Annotated in this window: 15 protein-coding genes; 8 read left to right on the top strand and 7 right to left on the bottom strand. The window is 67.2% G+C overall.

Going from position 1 to position 14,377, the window contains the following annotated elements; translation table 11 throughout:
- Positions 1–70 precede the first annotated feature (70 nt).
- Entirely contained in the window at positions 71–601 is a 531-nt protein-coding gene (locus I8N54_RS03475; protein ID WP_140193903.1) for an EF-hand domain-containing protein, read from the bottom strand.
- Positions 602–846: 245 nt separating this feature from the next.
- Between I8N54_RS03475 and I8N54_RS03470 the strand changes: the two genes are divergently transcribed.
- On the top strand, positions 847–1,230 hold the full coding sequence (locus I8N54_RS03470) for a DUF983 domain-containing protein (protein ID WP_232790429.1): 384 nt from the start codon (positions 847–849) through the stop codon (positions 1,228–1,230).
- Positions 1,217–1,783, top strand: coding sequence for an NUDIX hydrolase (locus I8N54_RS03465; protein ID WP_231592513.1), 567 nt, complete (start codon positions 1,217–1,219; stop codon positions 1,781–1,783). Before I8N54_RS03470 ends, I8N54_RS03465 begins: the two co-directional genes overlap by 14 nt.
- Before the next feature lie 48 nt (positions 1,784–1,831).
- Here I8N54_RS03465 and I8N54_RS03460 read toward each other — a convergent pair whose 3' ends face one another.
- Genes I8N54_RS03460 through I8N54_RS03450 form a run of 3 tightly spaced genes read right to left on the bottom strand, consistent with a single transcriptional unit; the run spans position 1,832 to position 3,864 of the window.
- Entirely contained in the window at positions 1,832–2,737 is a 906-nt protein-coding gene (locus tag I8N54_RS03460) for a DMT family transporter (RefSeq protein WP_140193905.1), read from the bottom strand.
- A gap of 43 nt (positions 2,738–2,780) precedes the next feature.
- On the bottom strand, positions 2,781–3,668 hold the full coding sequence (locus I8N54_RS03455; protein ID WP_140193906.1) for a fatty acid desaturase: 888 nt from the start codon (positions 3,666–3,668) through the stop codon (positions 2,781–2,783).
- Positions 3,661–3,864 (bottom strand): DUF2061 domain-containing protein, encoded by a 204-nt coding sequence (locus I8N54_RS03450; protein WP_140193907.1) that lies wholly within the window; start codon positions 3,862–3,864, stop codon positions 3,661–3,663. The genes I8N54_RS03455 and I8N54_RS03450 overlap by 8 nt, the downstream gene beginning before the upstream one ends.
- A 102-nt stretch (positions 3,865–3,966) precedes the next feature.
- Between I8N54_RS03450 and I8N54_RS03445 the strand changes: the two genes are divergently transcribed.
- On the top strand, positions 3,967–4,827 hold the full coding sequence (locus I8N54_RS03445; protein ID WP_140193908.1) for a helix-turn-helix domain-containing protein: 861 nt from the start codon (positions 3,967–3,969) through the stop codon (positions 4,825–4,827).
- 1 nt (position 4,828) lies between these two features.
- Here the strand turns inward: I8N54_RS03445 and I8N54_RS03440 are convergent, their stop codons facing one another.
- Positions 4,829–5,875 (bottom strand): aldo/keto reductase, encoded by a 1,047-nt coding sequence (locus tag I8N54_RS03440; protein WP_140193909.1) that lies wholly within the window; start codon positions 5,873–5,875, stop codon positions 4,829–4,831.
- A gap of 223 nt (positions 5,876–6,098) precedes the next feature.
- Between I8N54_RS03440 and I8N54_RS03435 the strand changes: the two genes are divergently transcribed.
- From I8N54_RS03435 to I8N54_RS03420, 4 genes are all read left to right on the top strand, one after another.
- A complete protein-coding gene (locus tag I8N54_RS03435; RefSeq protein WP_140193910.1) occupies positions 6,099–6,839 on the top strand; it encodes an SDR family NAD(P)-dependent oxidoreductase in 741 nt (246 codons plus the stop codon).
- 76 nt (positions 6,840–6,915) lie between these two features.
- Entirely contained in the window at positions 6,916–8,139 is a 1,224-nt protein-coding gene (locus I8N54_RS03430) for an MFS transporter (RefSeq protein WP_140193911.1), read from the top strand.
- Positions 8,140–8,229: 90 nt separating this feature from the next.
- A complete protein-coding gene (gene metG / locus I8N54_RS03425; protein WP_140193912.1) occupies positions 8,230–9,942 on the top strand; it encodes a methionine--tRNA ligase in 1,713 nt (570 codons plus the stop codon).
- Positions 9,943–10,199: 257 nt separating this feature from the next.
- Positions 10,200–11,039 carry a LysR family transcriptional regulator gene (locus I8N54_RS03420; protein WP_140193913.1) on the top strand — a complete coding sequence of 280 codons (840 nt, stop codon included), beginning with the start codon at positions 10,200–10,202 and terminating at the stop codon, positions 11,037–11,039.
- Here I8N54_RS03420 and I8N54_RS03415 read toward each other — a convergent pair.
- The gene (locus I8N54_RS03415; RefSeq protein WP_140193914.1) at positions 11,036–12,160 is read right to left on the bottom strand and encodes an AI-2E family transporter; all 1,125 of its coding nucleotides are present in this window, start codon (positions 12,158–12,160) and stop codon (positions 11,036–11,038) included. The genes I8N54_RS03420 and I8N54_RS03415 overlap by 4 nt on opposite strands.
- Positions 12,161–12,285: 125 nt before the next feature.
- A complete protein-coding gene (locus I8N54_RS03410; protein WP_408635342.1) occupies positions 12,286–13,404 on the bottom strand; it encodes a S1C family serine protease in 1,119 nt (372 codons plus the stop codon).
- A 109-nt stretch (positions 13,405–13,513) separates the two neighbouring features.
- On the opposite strand from I8N54_RS03410, the gene I8N54_RS03405 reads away from it, so the two are divergent.
- Positions 13,514–14,314, top strand: a complete 801-nt coding sequence (locus tag I8N54_RS03405; protein ID WP_140193915.1) for a lytic murein transglycosylase — start codon at positions 13,514–13,516, stop codon at positions 14,312–14,314.
- Positions 14,315–14,377 lie beyond the last annotated feature (63 nt).

Below are 14,377 nucleotides of genomic sequence, written 5' to 3'. Positions count from 1 at the left end.
AGCGAATTAGACACATGAGGCGCTTCCTGCAATCGGGCCCGGCGGAGGGGCACCGCCGGGCCCCGGGGGGTCAGCGGAAGAAGCGCGGGCCGTTGCCGTGCCCGTCCCTCAGTCCGCCGTGGTCGCGACCGGGACCACCCGGACCGCGACGTTCCGCGAAGGCGTGCATCCGCTCCCGCGCCTGCTCGAATTCCGCTGGCGAGATCGCCCCGTTCTCATCCGTATCGAGACGGGAGAACATCGTCGGGCGCGGCGCCGGCATCCGGAACTCCTCGACGGAGAGCACCCCGTCCCCGTTGGCATCGAGCCGCGAGATCATGCGCGCGACCATCTGTTGCTGCCGCTCGGCGCGCATCGCTTCCGCGGCTGCCGTCATTTCCTCGGCGGTCAGGGTGCCGTCACCATCAGTGTCGGCGGCATCGAAGCGCTCCTGCACCGGGGCGCGGAGTTCGGCCTCGCTCAACTGGCCATCTCCATCCGTGTCGAGCGACTCGAACGTTGGAGGCTCCATGCCCATCGGTCCAAGGCCCTGCGCGTTCGCGGCCGTCACACCGTAGCCTGCGCCGATCGCCACCAACAGAAGGACTGTCTTGTAGGTCATTGTTCTTCCTTTGCTCTGTGGTCCCGGACTTGGTCCTTCCTGCCCGGTACATCCCCTACAACGGGCGCCCGCGACGCTTCCGTCGCGCCTCGCGAAGGAAATTTCTTTCGGCCGGAATTTGCGACATTCCGCCCCTATGACCTTCTGTCCCCTTTTCAGACCGGCCCATGCGGCCCACGTTCAAAGTTCGTGAACCGAGGACGCGACACCCGATGTTTGACGAATCCAGACAGATGACCATGCCCATGCCCGCCCACGCCGAAGAGGACCGCCCGACCAAGCGCGCCATGATGCGCGGGTTCCGCAAGCGTTGCCCCAATTGCGGCAACGGCCCCCTGTTCGAGGGCTACCTGAAGGTCGTCGATCATTGCCCCGTCTGCGAAGAGGCGCTGTACCATCACCGTGCCGACGACGGTCCGGCCTATCTGACCATCCTCGTCGTCGGCCACATCGTGGCCCCGCTACTCCACGTGGTCTTCACGGCTTTCCGGCCCGATCCGCTGGTCCTGTTCACCATATTCACGGTGGCGAGCGTGGCGATGTCGTTGTTCCTGCTGCCCCGCCTCAAGGGGCTGGTCGTCGGCATCCAGTGGGCACGGCGGATGCACGGCTTCGGTGGAGAAGAGTGAGGCGATCCGCGACGCCGCGACGCTGATCCTGCGGCGTGGCGACCGGGTCCTGATGGGCCGGCGCGGCGGGCGTGCAGTCTTCATGCCGTCGCGGCTGGTATTTCCCGGCGGTGCTGTCGATGCCGTAGACCTCGGGGCGGATGTGCCGCTGACCCCGCTTTGCCGGGCGCGCCTCGCTGTCGGCTCGGACTGTCCACCCGGCGCGGTTGCCGCCGCCGCGCTGCGGGAATTGACCGAGGAGACCGGCCAGACGCTGCGCCACAGTGCGCCGTTGCGGTTCATCTTCCGCGCGATCACCCCGCGCGGGGCGACCCGACGCTACGACGCGCGCTTCTTTCTCGCCGACGCCGACGACCTCGCCACCGACCCGGACAGGTTCGGCGACGCGGACGAGGAACTGACGGAACTCGGCTGGCGCCGCATCGACGAAGCGGCGCAGCAGAACCTGCCCTTTCCGACGCGCCTCGCGCTCGCCGAAGCGGCGGCGACGCCGGATCCGGCTGGCGTGCCGTTCCTGCAGTCGAACGAGGCGCGCATCACGCGGATCGCCTGACGGGACGGCGGGTGGGGCGACGGCGCAGCCGAGCGGCGCCCGGCGGTCTCAGGTCACCAGAACCAGCATCACGATCGACAGGCCGAGAATCCCGACACCCAGCAACTCGCGCCGGCTGATCGTCTCGCGGAATACCAGCGCAGAGGCGAGCAGCGAGAAGATAAGCTCCACCTGTCCGACAGCGTTCACGTATCCGACTTTCTGCAGAGTGAAGGCCGTGAACAGGCAGGTCGAGCCCGCCATGCTGGTCAGCCCGACGAGGCTGGACACCCGCCAGCTTCTGAACACCCGTCCGATTTCTCCCGGTCGCCGCAGCAGCAACCATGTGCCGAGCACGATGGTCTGGAACGCCGTGACGAACGCCAGCGTCACGATCGCGCGCTGGAAGGCGTCGCCGCTCGACAGGGACAGCGATGCGCCCCGGTAGCCGACGCCGGAGATCGCGAAGAACAGGCCCGACGCGAGCCCGAGCCCCGCCGGCCGGTTGGCGATCCGCCGCAGCCATGTGCCCGGCCCGCCGCCCGGCGGGTCGGAGAGCAGGATCACCCCCACCAGCCCCATCAGGATCGCGACGAGACCCGGCGCGCTCACCCCCTCGCCCAGCACCAGCGCCGAGACAATGACCGAGAGCAGCACCTCGGTCTTCTTGAAGGTGATCCCGACGGCGAAATTCCGGTGGGAGAACAGCAGTACGACAAGGATCGTGGCGAGGATCTGGCTCACGCCGCCAACCATCGCGTAGGCCCAGAACTCGACCGACAGGCCGGGCCGGACCTGTGCCGTGGCCTGCGAATAGGTGAAGGCCACCAGCGCGACCAGCGGCGCGGAATAGACGAAGCGAGCGAAGGTCGCGCCTGCCGCGCTCAACCGTCCGCCGGCGAGCACTTTCTGCAGCATGAACCGCAGTGTGAGCGCCAGACCGGCGGCGAGAGTGAGGTAGATCCAGGCGTCCATGCAGCCTCTTGCGCCCGCAACCGGGCAGGCGCAAGCCGCCGTGTCAGCCGTGGCGCAGCGGGTGCGGCACCGGGTCCTTCGCCTTGAACAGGTAGCGGCCGATCACCTCGGCATAGGAGCCGTAGCGATAGCCCTCGTTCACGCCAAGATAGCGGTCGGGGTTGCGCTGGTAGACCTGCGGCAGCCGATACCACGGCACGCGCGGATGCATGTGGTGGACGACGTGCAGGTTGTTGTTCAGGAACAGCAGCGCCAGCGGCCCCTTGTCCTCGATGATGACGGTACGGGCGCGGGCCTTCTCATGCGCCTGATGCTCGAGGAACGTCCGGATCTTGAGGATCGACATCGCGCCGTAGGCCGCGATCAGGTAGGCCCAGACCGGCATCGGCGAGGTGACGACCAGCACCAGCACGGCGGCCACCGCCGGCAGGTGGCACAGCCACGCTTCTCGCACCTTGCCGTCGCGCCGCTGTGCCCAGTCGCCCGCGATGAAGGCGGTCATGCCCGCCAGCGGTCCGATCAGCATCCGCCCCGCGAGCGTGTTGTTCATCCGAAGCACCAGCTTCACCGGCCGCGACAGCCCGGACCAGACGGCAGGGTCGAGGTAGTTGCTCTCCGGATCGTCGTAAGGGTCCGTCAGGATCGCGTCGTGATGGTGTGCGAGGTGCGTGTCCCGGAAGCGCCCGTAAGGCACGAACAGGTCCAGCGGTGGCCAGACAAGCAGCGCGTTGAGCCTGCGGTCCCGGAACGGGTGGCCGTGGATCGCCTCATGCTGGAGCGAGCTGTGCATCGCCGCAGCGACCGCCACGACGGGCACCGCCAGCCAGAGCGACACCGTGGAGAGCCAGAACAGCGCGACGCCCCAGGCGACGTAGCACGCCGTCAGCAGTCCCAGTGTCGGCCATTCGACGGAAGAGTGAGGATCACGCATCGCGACCCCATTCGATCCCGTCCCAGACCCGTTCGTAGATGAAGTACATCGACAGGCCGAGCGCGGCGTTGATGAGCGCCATTGCACCCCCGACCGCGATGGAGCCTGTCATGATCAGCCCGACCAGCGCCATCACCGCGAGGCCAAGCAGATTCCAGAGGACCGCCTTCACGACGGACCGTGTTTTCGTCTCCATATTTCCCTCATGTCCCAATGATTTAGGGCTATCTGAAAGAAATGACGTAGAGAATTACGTTTCCGATCCACAAAACGGAACAATGTTGATATTTCTCTGGTCATGGTGACAAAAATGGACAAACGGGCGAGATCCCAACTGTTTCGTACGCGGCTCCTCGCCGCGATGGCGGAGCGCCGGGTGAGCCAGTCAGCACTCGCACGGAGCGCGGGGGTCGATCGCTCGACCATCTCGCAATTGCTGAAGGACGAGGCGCGGTTGCCGAACGCGCATGTCGCGGCGCAATGCGCCAGCGTGCTCGGCGTGTCGGCAGACTGGCTGCTCGGCCTCAGCCAGCGGCCGGAGCAGGCCGCCGACCTCGTCGCGCTCGCGATGACCATGACGGAAGCGCCCCGCGCCCTCGTCGACGAGCGGATCTTCGACTGGCACCGGGAGGCGGAGGGCTACAAGATCCGGCACGTCCCGGCGGGCCTGCCGGACATGCTCAAGACCAACGAGATGCTGCACTGGGAATATTCCGCCGGGCTCGGTCGCACGGCGGAGCAGGCGATCGGCGCCTCGATGGACCGGCTCAACTGGATGCGGCAGGCGCAGTCGGACTACGAGATCTGCCTGCCCCTGCACGAGCTGCGCGCCTTCGCGCGAGCGGAGGGCTATTATGCCGGCATCCCTCGCACGATCCGCGAGACGCAGCTGTCACACATGGTCCGGCTGCTCGACCAACTCTACCCGTCCCTGCGGATTTACCTGTTCGATGCGCACCGGCTCTATTCCGCGCCGATCACGGTGTTCGGGCCGCTGCTGTCGGTGATCTACCTCGGCTCGAACTACCTGGTCTTTCGCGACACGGAACGCGTGCGCGCGCTGACCCGGCATTTCGACAAGCTGGTGCGGGAGGCCGACGTCACCGACCGCGCGCTGCCCGGCCATATCGCCGGGCTGCGCGCGACCATGGTGCAGTGATCTAGAACGGCATCGGGTGCGCCTTGTGGGCGGCTTCGATCTCCGCGATCACCTCGTCGGAGAGGGTGACGTCGTAGCCTGCGAGCGTGCGCTCGAGCTGTTCGGTACTGGTGGCGCCGAAGATCGCGCAGATCGGGAAGGGCCGCGTCTTCTGCCAGGCAAGCGCCATGTGCAGCGGATCGAGGCCGTGCTTCTCGGCGATGGCCAGGTAGGCATCGACCGCGTCGAACACCCGATCGGACTTGCGCCCGCCGAGATCGCCGTTGATTGCCATGCGGCTGCCTTCCGGCAGGCCGCCGTTCTGGTACTTGCCCGTCAGCAGGCCCGCACCGAGCGGCGAGTAGGATAGCAGCAGCACATCCTCGTTCACCGACATCTCGGCCATGTCGGTGTCCCACAGGCGGCAGAGCAGCGAATATTCGTTCTGCACCGAGGCCACGCGCGGCAGGCCGTGCATGTCCGACAGCTTCAGCCACTGCGAGGTGCCCCAGCAGCTTTCGTTGGACAGCCCGAAGGCGCGAACCTTGCCAGCCTTGATGACGTCGTCCATCGCTTCGAGAATATCGAGCATGAAGGCTTCGGTCTCCGCCTTGTTCTGGGCGGAGGGATCGAACCCCCAGTTCCGGCGGAAGGCGTAGGTGCCGCGCATCGGCACGTGGAGCTGGTAGAGATCGATGTAATCCGTCTGCAAGCGGCGCAGGCTGTCATCGACGCACTGGCGCAGGACGGCACCGTCGTAGCCCTTGCCCTCGCGCAGGATCATCTCGCCCTTCATGCCGGAGATCTTGGTGGCCAGCTTCCACTGGTCGCGCTTGCCGGACTTGGCGAACCAGTTGCCGAGCACCTGCTCGGACACGCCGACCGTTTCGCTGCGCACAGGGTTCACCGGGTAGATTTCGGCGCAATCCATGAAATCGATGCCGGCGTCGAGCGCCATGTCGATCTGCGCATGGGCGTCCGCTTCGCCGGTCTGGTTGCCGTAGGTCATGGTCCCGAGGCACCAGTCGGTGACCTCGATGCCGCTCGAGCCGAGGGGAATTTTCTTCACGTGTTCTGTCCTGTCGCTTGGTCGCGGCGACGATACGGATACGTCCCCGGTCTACAAGCCCCTCTCTTGAAGGCCCGGCGCGAAAGTCCGGCCTTCAATCCCCGCCAGCGGACAAGCGTCGTGCATGTCCGCACCGGGAAATTTCCGGACGCATGTTCCATATCAAGGACAGGCGCGGAGCGACGTCAGAGAGTTCCGCCACATCCGGAATATGGAGAGAAACATGTCCAGCGATTTCAACGGCAAGACAGCGATCGTCACAGGGGCGGCGTCCGGGATCGGGCTCGCCATCGCCAACCTGCTCGCGGCGCGCGGCGCCAAGGTTCTGTTTGCCGACCTCAAGCTCGAGGATGCCGAGGCTGCGGCCTCCAAGGCCGGCGGCGAGAGCTTCGCAACCGCGGTCGACGTGGCCGACGAGGAGAGCGTGAAGGCGATGATCGACACCGCCGTCGAGAAGACGGGCGGGCTGCACATGCTGGTCAACAACGCCGGGATCGGCGGGGAGTCCGCGAAGACCGGTGAATACCCCACCGACAGCTGGCGGCAGGTCATCGGCGTCAACCTCACCGGCGTCTTCTACGGCATGCGCTACGCGATCCCCAAGATGGGCGAGGGCGCGAGCATCGTGAACATCGCCTCGATCCTCGGCTCGGTCGGCATCGCGAACTCGGCCGCCTACGTCGCCGCCAAGCACGGTGTCGTCGGGCTGACGAAATCCGCCGCGCTCGAACATGCTGCCGACAAGATCCGCATCAACGCAGTCGGCCCGGGCTTCATCCGCACGCCGCTGATCGAGAAGCACCTCGATGCCGACACGCAGACCTACCTCGCCGGGCTTCACGCGCTCGGCCGGATGGGCGAGCCCGAGGAAGTGGCCAACCTGACCGCGTGGCTCCTGTCGGACGAGGCGAGCTTCGTAACCGGCTCCTACCACCTCGTCGACGGTGGCTATACCGCCCAGTAAGACCCTCGGCGGAAGCACGTGAGCGGGCGTCGTGTTTGGCATGGCGCCCGCCATTGATTCGGCGCAAATGGGAGCCATGCGCACCCTTTTCGCCTTCGGCTCCCTCTTCCTGTCGGTCATGATGTTGCAGCTCGCCTCCGGCGGCGTCGGGCCGCTCGACGCGCTGACCGGGCTCGCGGGCGGCTTCAGCCGGGAAGAGGTCGGCCTGCTCGGCTCCGCGCACTTCCTCGGCTTTTTCGCGGGGTGCTGGTGGGCGCCGCGCCTGATGGGCAGCGTCGGTGCCTCGCGCACATTCGCGAGCTTCGCGGCGATGGGGGCAATCGGGTTGATCGGGCACACGCTGGTCTTCGATCCCTGGGCCTGGGCCGTAATGCGGATCGGCCAGGGCATCTGCGTCGCCGGCAGTTTCACCGTGATCGAGGCGTGGCTGCAGGCCCGTGTCGGCAACCAGACGCGCGGCCGCACTATGGGCGCCTACCGGATCGTCGACATGAGCGGCGCGCTGCTCGCCCAGTTGATGATCGGCGCGCTGGCCGACGTGCAGGTCTACGTCGCCTACAACATCCTCACGCTGTTCTGCGTCGCCGCGATGCTGCCGCTGACCCTCACCAAGGCCCCTGCCCCGACGACCAGCGGCGCGCCGAAGCTGAGGCCGCAGCTCGCCCTGATCCGCTCACCGCTCGCGGTGGCAGGCGTGATTGTCGCCGCGCTGACCTCCGCCAGTTTCCGGATGACCGGTCCGATCTACGGGCAGGAAGTCGGGCTCTCGGCCGACCAGATCGGCCTGTTCCTCGCCGCGTGGATCGGTGGCGGGGCGCTCGCGCAGTACCCGGCGGGGATGCTTGCCGACCGCTACGACCGCCGGTGGGTGCTGATCTGGCTGTCGGTCGCCTCGACGGCGGGTTGCGCGCTGACCGTCGCGATCTCGGGCAGCGGGACCTTCGCGATCTTCGCCTCCTCGGCGCTGTTCGGCGCGGTGAGCTTCCCGATCTACTCGGTCGCCGCTTCGCATGCCCATGACTTCGCGGAAGACGACGAGCGGGTAGAGCTGTCGGCCGCGCTGATGTTCTGGTTCGCGGTCGGCGCCATCGCGGCGCCCTACCTCACCTCGGCGCTGATCGACGCCTACGGCCCGTCCGCGCTGTTCGCCTTCATCGGGGCGGGTCACATCGTGCTCGCGGTGTTCGGGTTCTTCCGGATGCGACGCCGCGCGGCACCGGAACATCGCACGCCCTACGTCTGGGTGCCGCGGACCTCCTTCACAATCGGCCGTCTGCTGCGGCGCGACCGGGACCGCTGAGGCCACCCGTCTGCGAAGAGCCCGCCGGCCCCACTGGCCCTCGGCGCGCACAGCCGTTAAAGCGGGCGCGACGCGACCGAAGGACGCAAGATGGCCCGCCACCTGATCACATCCGCCCTGCCCTACATCAACGGGATCAAGCACCTCGGCAACCTCGTGGGGAGCCAGCTTCCCGCCGACCTCTACGCCCGCTATTTGCGCGGCCGGGGACATCAGGTGCTGTTCCTCTGCGCCACCGACGAGCACGGCACCCCTGCCGAGATCGCGGCCCAGAAGGCCGGCAAGCCGGTTGCCGACTACTGCGCCGAACTTCACGCCGTGCAGGCCGGTCTCGCCCGCGATTACGGCCTGTCGTTCGATCATTACGGCCGCTCCTCCTCGCCGCAGAACCATGCGCTGACGCAGCACTTCGCCGGCGTGCTGGCCGACAACGGCCTGATCTCCGAAGTCTCCGAAACGCAGATGTATTCACCCGAGGACGGCCGCTTCCTGCCGGACCGCTACATCGAGGGCACCTGCCCGAACTGCGGCTTCGACAGCGCGCGCGGCGACCAGTGCGACAACTGCACCAAGCAGCTCGACCCCGTCGACCTGATCGAACCGCACTCCACCATCTCGGGCGCGACCAACCTCGAGATGCGCGAAACCAAGCACCTGTTCCTGCGCCAGTCCGGGATGCGGGACCAGCTTGCCGAGTGGATCGAGAGCAAGACGGACTGGCCGATCCTGACCACCTCGATCGCGAAGAAGTGGCTATTCGACGGCGACGGGCTGAAGGACCGGGGCATCACCCGCGACCTCGACTGGGGCGTGCCGGTGAAGAAGGGAACCGAGGACTGGCCCGGCATGGAGGGCAAGGTCTTCTACGTCTGGTTCGACGCGCCGATCGAATACATCGCCTGCGCGCAGGAATGGGTCGATGCCGGCAAGGGCGAGGAATGGGAAAGCTGGTGGCGCACCGACAAGGGCGCCGACGACGTCACCTACACCCAGTTCATGGGCAAGGATAACGTCCCCTTCCACACGCTGACCTTCCCGGCCACGCTGCTCGGCTCCGGCGAGCCGTGGAAGATGGTCGATTACATCAAGTCGTTCAACTACCTGAACTACGACGGCGGGCAGTTCTCGACCTCGCGCGGGCGCGGCGTCTTCATGGACCAGGCGCTCGAGATCCTGCCGGCCGACTACTGGCGCTGGTGGCTGCTGTCCCACGCGCCGGAGAACGCGGACGCCGAGTTCACGTGGGAGAATTTCCAGTCTTCGGTGAACAAGGACCTGGCCGACGTGCTCGGCAACTTCGTCAGCCGCGTCACCAAGTTCTGCCGCTCCAAGTTCGGCGAGACCGTCCCGACCGGCGGCGAGGCCGGCCCCGACGAGGCCGCGCTGATCGAGGAGCTCGAGACCCGGCTGCGCGCCTACGAGCGTCACCTCGATGCGATCGACATCCGCAAGGCAGCGGCCGAGCTGCGGGCGATCTGGGTCGCCGGCAACGAGTACCTCCAGAAGGCCGCACCCTGGTCGACCTTCAAGGAGGACGAGACCCGCGCCGCCGGCCAGATCCGCTTCGGTCTCAACCTGATCCGGCTCTACGCCGTGATCTCCGCCCCCTTCCTTCCGGAGACGGCGGGTCGGATGTTCTCGGCTCTGAACACGCTCGACACCCGCTGGCCCGACAGCGCGGCCGACGCGCTTCAGGCCCTGCCGCCAGGCCACGGGTTCAGCGTGCCGGATAACCTGTTCGCCAAGATCTCGGACGAGCAGCGGGCGGAGTGGCAGACCCGCTTCGCCGGGACGCGGGACTGACCGAGGGCGCGAAGAGCGCCCGAACCCGGCGCAGCAGGAGCAGCCTGCGCCGGCGGCGGTTCCACTTTCGGAAACTGGCATAGCGGCGTTCGATATTCAGCTTTTCTTCTGTCACGCCGGTGCGCACCAGCGGGTCCGGCGTGATCGTTGGCAGGACATTCATGTTGGCCTCCTTGATTTGCGGTTCCGATAGGGCGCAATATGGCGAGGACATCAGCCTCCGGGCAGTGCGCCCCTGCGCAACGGGACTTTCACGAATGAAAGATGCTCCGGCCCTCGACGATCTTGCCCTGTTCCTCGCGGTCGCCGACGCGGGCTCGCTCTCCGGCGCGGCCGAGGCGACGGGCACGCCGCTGCCGACGCTGTCGCGGCGGATGACCGGGCTGGAACGGGGGCTGAACAGGCGGTTGTTCCTGCGTGGCGCAAAGGGGTACGCGCTGACCGCCGAGGGACGCTCGCTCGCCGACCGGCTGGAGGGGCTGCGCGCCGTGCGCCCCGGCGTGGAGGAATGGCTCGACGACGGCACGCGACGGCCGCGTATCCGGATCACGGCGGGTCTGTGGACCTCGCGCTACCTGACGCGCAACGCTCGGGACTTCTGGTCGCCGGACGATCCGTGGTTGCCGGAGTTCCTCGCCTCGAACGCCAACATCGACCTCGCCCGGCGGGAGGCGGACATCGGCATCCGCAACCGCCCGCCGGAGCATTCATGGCTGGCGCGGCAGCGCATGGCGCGGATCGACTACGCGGTCTACGCGACCTCGGAGGCGGTGAAGGGTTACGTCACGATCCCGTCTTCCGCCGCCTCCACCCCGTCGGAGCGCTGGCTGCGGGCCCACGACCCGGACGCCATCGTCACGACCGCGAGTGACGCGCGGCTTTGTCTCGACCTCGCGCTCGCCGGGATCGGGCATATCGTGCTGCCCTGTTTCGCAGGTGATGCGGAGGCTGGGCTGGTCCGGCTCGGCGCCCCGATCAGGGAGCTGTCCCACGACGAATGGCTCGTCTCGCACCACGACGCGCGCCACGATCCGCCGGTCCGTGCGGCGCTCGACTCGCTCGCTTCCTTGCTGACCGCGCCGGAACGCTTCGGCTAGGTGCCGTCGCGCAGCTCGGGCGGCAGGGTCATACCTTCGGGAATGTCGAGCGCGACCCGGTCGAGCCCCTCCATGTCCGATTGGTCGGACAGGATCAACGCGAAGGGCCGCGCCGGCTCCATATGCGCGGCTGCCACGACGACAGCGATCATCACCGGTACGCCGAGCAACGCGCCGAGCGGCCCCCACAGCCAGCCCCAGAAGATCACCGACAACAAGATCACCACGGGCGCGAGCGAGACCTGCTGCCCCTGCACATGCGGGTCGACGAAGTTGCCGATCACCTGCTCGATCACCAGCAGACCGATGATGACCTGCCAGATGCCTGTGCCGTCCCCCGTCAGCCAGACGTAGAAGGACGGCAGAACCATCGACAGGACGGAGCCGAGGTTCGGGATGAAGCTGAACAGGAACGTCATCAGCCCCCAGACCATCAGCAGCTCACCCTCGCAGTACCAGAGCCACAGCACGTAACAGACCGAGGTCAGGAGCCCGAGCGCCGCGCGGGCCATCAGGTAGAGCCGCAGCTTGCGGGCGATCAGTCGCGTCGCCCGCCGCCAGCGCGATGTATCCTCGGCTTCGGACAGCGCCTCCAGCTTCTTCAGCGCGCGTGGCGCTTCGGCCAGCATCAGGATGACGAGGAACAGGGTGAGCGCCAGCGTCAGGATCGTGGTCGAGGCCGAGTTGATGATCCGCGTCGCGATGGAGGAGATGAAGCTGACGCCCCGCTCACCGACGAGACTCATCAGGTTCTCGAGGTCGGCGCCGAACATCGTTCGCTCGTCGAGGTCGCTTTCCCGGATCAGCGTGTTGATGCGGCGCGGCACGCCGACCAGCGCCCCGGCGATGCGTCGCGCCCCGACCCAGATGACCGCGACGAAGACGGCGAAGACTGACAGCACCACGGCCATCGCCGCCAGAAGCCCCGGCCAGCGCATGTTGCGCGGAAACAGCGAGGCGACCTTCTGTTCGACAGGCGAGATCACCAGCGTGATGAACAGCGCCAGGGTCACGGGCACCAGAACGGGCTGCATCACCCTCAGCGCAAAGCCGAGCAGGATGATGGCCATCAGGCCGAGCAACCAGTTGCGAAACGTGTCGATCGGGTCGGGCGTGATCATCGCGGTCCTCTCGCCGGGCACGTCCGGCGGCCTCGGTCGCGTCCATCAGGCCACGACGACACCCGGCCCGCAAGGCACGGTTTCCGCAAGCGGCGGAATCCGCTGGATTGATACGGGGCGCTGCCTCAGATGCCGGCAGTCAGCTGCATGACTTCGGTCCGTTCGCGACGGTCGCGGCGGAAGCGCACCTCGACGCTCTCTCCGACCTGCAGGCGGTCCAGCTCGACGAGGTAATCGTCGAGCGAGGTGATGTCCGAGTCCCCGATGCCGATCAGCACGTCGCCCGGAACGATCCGCCCCTGCCGGTCGAGCGTCGCAGGCTGCAGACCCGCCGCCTCCGCCGCGCTGCCCGGCTCCGCGCCGAGGACGAGCACACCCGACAGGCCCTGCCGGTTCACCGCGGCGTTGATGCGTGCGTCGGCGATCACCCCGATGGACGGCGGGGTGTAGTGGCCCTGCTGAATGAGCTGGGGCACGACGCGGCGCACGCTGCCCACGGGGATCGCGAAGCCGATGCCGGCTGAGGCACCGGAGGGCGAGAAGATCGCGGTATTCACGCCGATCAGCCGCCCCTCGCTGTCGAGCAACGGCCCGCCGGAGTTGCCGGGATTGATCGCCGCATCCGTCTGGATCAGCCCCCGGCTCGAGATCCCGTCCTGCCCAGGAAGCTCCCGATCGAGGGCGGAGACGATGCCGGTGGTGAGCGTCCAGTCGAGCCCGAACGGGTTGCCGATGGCGAGCACCTCCTGTCCGACCTCGAGGCCTTGGCTCTGGCCGATTGGCAGTGCGCCCGGCAGGTCGCGCCCCTCGATCTTCAGCACGGCGAGGTCGTGCGCCGCGTCGCGCCCGACAAGCCGCGCATCGAAGCTGCGCCCGTCGGCGAGCGTGACGGTGGCCGACGTGCCGCCCTCGACCACATGGTTGTTGGTGACGATGTGCCCTTCGTCGTCCCAGACGAAGCCGGAACCCGACCCCACCGGCTGCTCCGACGTGCGACGGGTGAAGGGATCGACCACCCGACCCGAGGTGGAGATGGAGACGACCGCCTCCCGCGAGGCACGGAACAGCGAGATCGTCGACTGCTCGCGCCCCGTCAGCGCGGTCGGCGCGACCGTGGGTTGGGCGACCGGAGACGGTGCCGGCGCGGCGGCCTCAAACTCGGACGTCAGCCGGTAGCCGCCGTAAACCCCCACCCCGACGCTGATCGCACAGACCGCGACGCCAACCAGAAACCCGCGCATCATTCCTACGTTACCTCACCGTTGCCTGCCCCCAAGGAAGGTTAGCCTGCCTTTTCCGGGCGTCCATCGCATGCTAGTTTCCATGCAAAAGGCACATTTCAGGAGATTTTATATGCGCCGCCTCATACTTGCACTCGGGCTGCTCGCCGCACCCGCGGCTCAGGCCGCCACCTGCGGCAACGACTCGAGTGGTTTCAGCCGCTGGAAGCAGGAATTCGCCGCCGAGGCGTCTGCCGCCGGCGTCGGTCCCGCCGGCCTTCAGGCTCTTGCGAACGCCCAGTACTCGCAATCGACCATCAACGCGGACCGCAACCAGCGTGGCGTCCGCTATTCGCTGGACGAGTTCATCCGGATCCGGCTCGGTTCCCTCGACAGTTTCGCATCCACCCTGCGGAACGCCAAGAACTCGAACCCCGGCTTCTACCAGTCGCTCGAGAACGCCTATGGTGTCCCGTCGAGCATCCTGCTCGCCATTCACTACATGGAAACCGGCGGTGGCCGCTTCATGGGTGACACGCCGGTCGTCGATTCCATCACCACCGTGGCGTACGATTGCCGTCGCTCCGGCTTCTTCACGCCGCACGCGCTTGCCGCGCTTCAGATGGTCGACCGTGGCATGCTGGCCCCCGGTCAGCGCGGTGCCGCGCACGGGGAGCTCGGCCACACGCAGTTCCTGCCGGGCAACGCGCTGCGCTACGGCGTCGACGCCAATGGTGACGGCCGGGTCGACCTCTACAACGTGGCGGATGCGCTTGCCTCGACCGCGAACTATCTGCGCCAGAAAGGCTGGCAGCCGGGTCAGCCCTACTCCGAAGGCACGAACAACTTCCGCGTGCTGAACGAGTGGAACGCGGCGACGGTCTACCAGCAGGCGATCGCGCTTGCCGCTGCACGGGTCGACGGCGGAAGCTGATCCCGATTGCTCAAGACAACAAGAAGGCCCCCGGAGGAAACTTCGGGGGCCTTTTTCGTGGTT

Source organism: Pelagovum pacificum (genome assembly GCF_016134045.1).
Classification (GTDB): Bacteria; Pseudomonadota; Alphaproteobacteria; order Rhodobacterales; family Rhodobacteraceae; genus Oceanicola; species Oceanicola pacificus_A.
The sequence above is the reverse complement of the archived record's forward strand: the minus strand, read 5'-3'. Positions and strand labels throughout refer to the sequence as shown.

Coding starts and splice junctions, on each gene's coding strand:
- I8N54_RS03475 (WP_140193903.1), bottom strand. CDS start 601: ATGACCTACAAGACAGTCCTTCTGTTGGTGGCGATCGGCGCAGGCTAC.
- I8N54_RS03470 (WP_232790429.1), top strand. CDS start 847: ATGCCCGCCCACGCCGAAGAGGACCGCCCGACCAAGCGCGCCATGATG.
- I8N54_RS03460 (WP_140193905.1), bottom strand. CDS start 2,737: ATGGACGCCTGGATCTACCTCACTCTCGCCGCCGGTCTGGCGCTCACA.
- I8N54_RS03455 (WP_140193906.1), bottom strand. CDS start 3,668: ATGCGTGATCCTCACTCTTCCGTCGAATGGCCGACACTGGGACTGCTG.
- I8N54_RS03450 (WP_140193907.1), bottom strand. CDS start 3,864: ATGGAGACGAAAACACGGTCCGTCGTGAAGGCGGTCCTCTGGAATCTG.
- I8N54_RS03445 (WP_140193908.1), top strand. CDS start 3,967: ATGGTGACAAAAATGGACAAACGGGCGAGATCCCAACTGTTTCGTACG.
- I8N54_RS03435 (WP_140193910.1), top strand. CDS start 6,099: ATGTCCAGCGATTTCAACGGCAAGACAGCGATCGTCACAGGGGCGGCG.
- I8N54_RS03430 (WP_140193911.1), top strand. CDS start 6,916: ATGCGCACCCTTTTCGCCTTCGGCTCCCTCTTCCTGTCGGTCATGATG.
- metG (WP_140193912.1), top strand. CDS start 8,230: ATGGCCCGCCACCTGATCACATCCGCCCTGCCCTACATCAACGGGATC.
- I8N54_RS03420 (WP_140193913.1), top strand. CDS start 10,200: ATGAAAGATGCTCCGGCCCTCGACGATCTTGCCCTGTTCCTCGCGGTC.
- I8N54_RS03415 (WP_140193914.1), bottom strand. CDS start 12,160: ATGATCACGCCCGACCCGATCGACACGTTTCGCAACTGGTTGCTCGGC.
- I8N54_RS03410 (WP_408635342.1), bottom strand. CDS start 13,404: ATGATGCGCGGGTTTCTGGTTGGCGTCGCGGTCTGTGCGATCAGCGTC.
- I8N54_RS03405 (WP_140193915.1), top strand. CDS start 13,514: ATGCGCCGCCTCATACTTGCACTCGGGCTGCTCGCCGCACCCGCGGCT.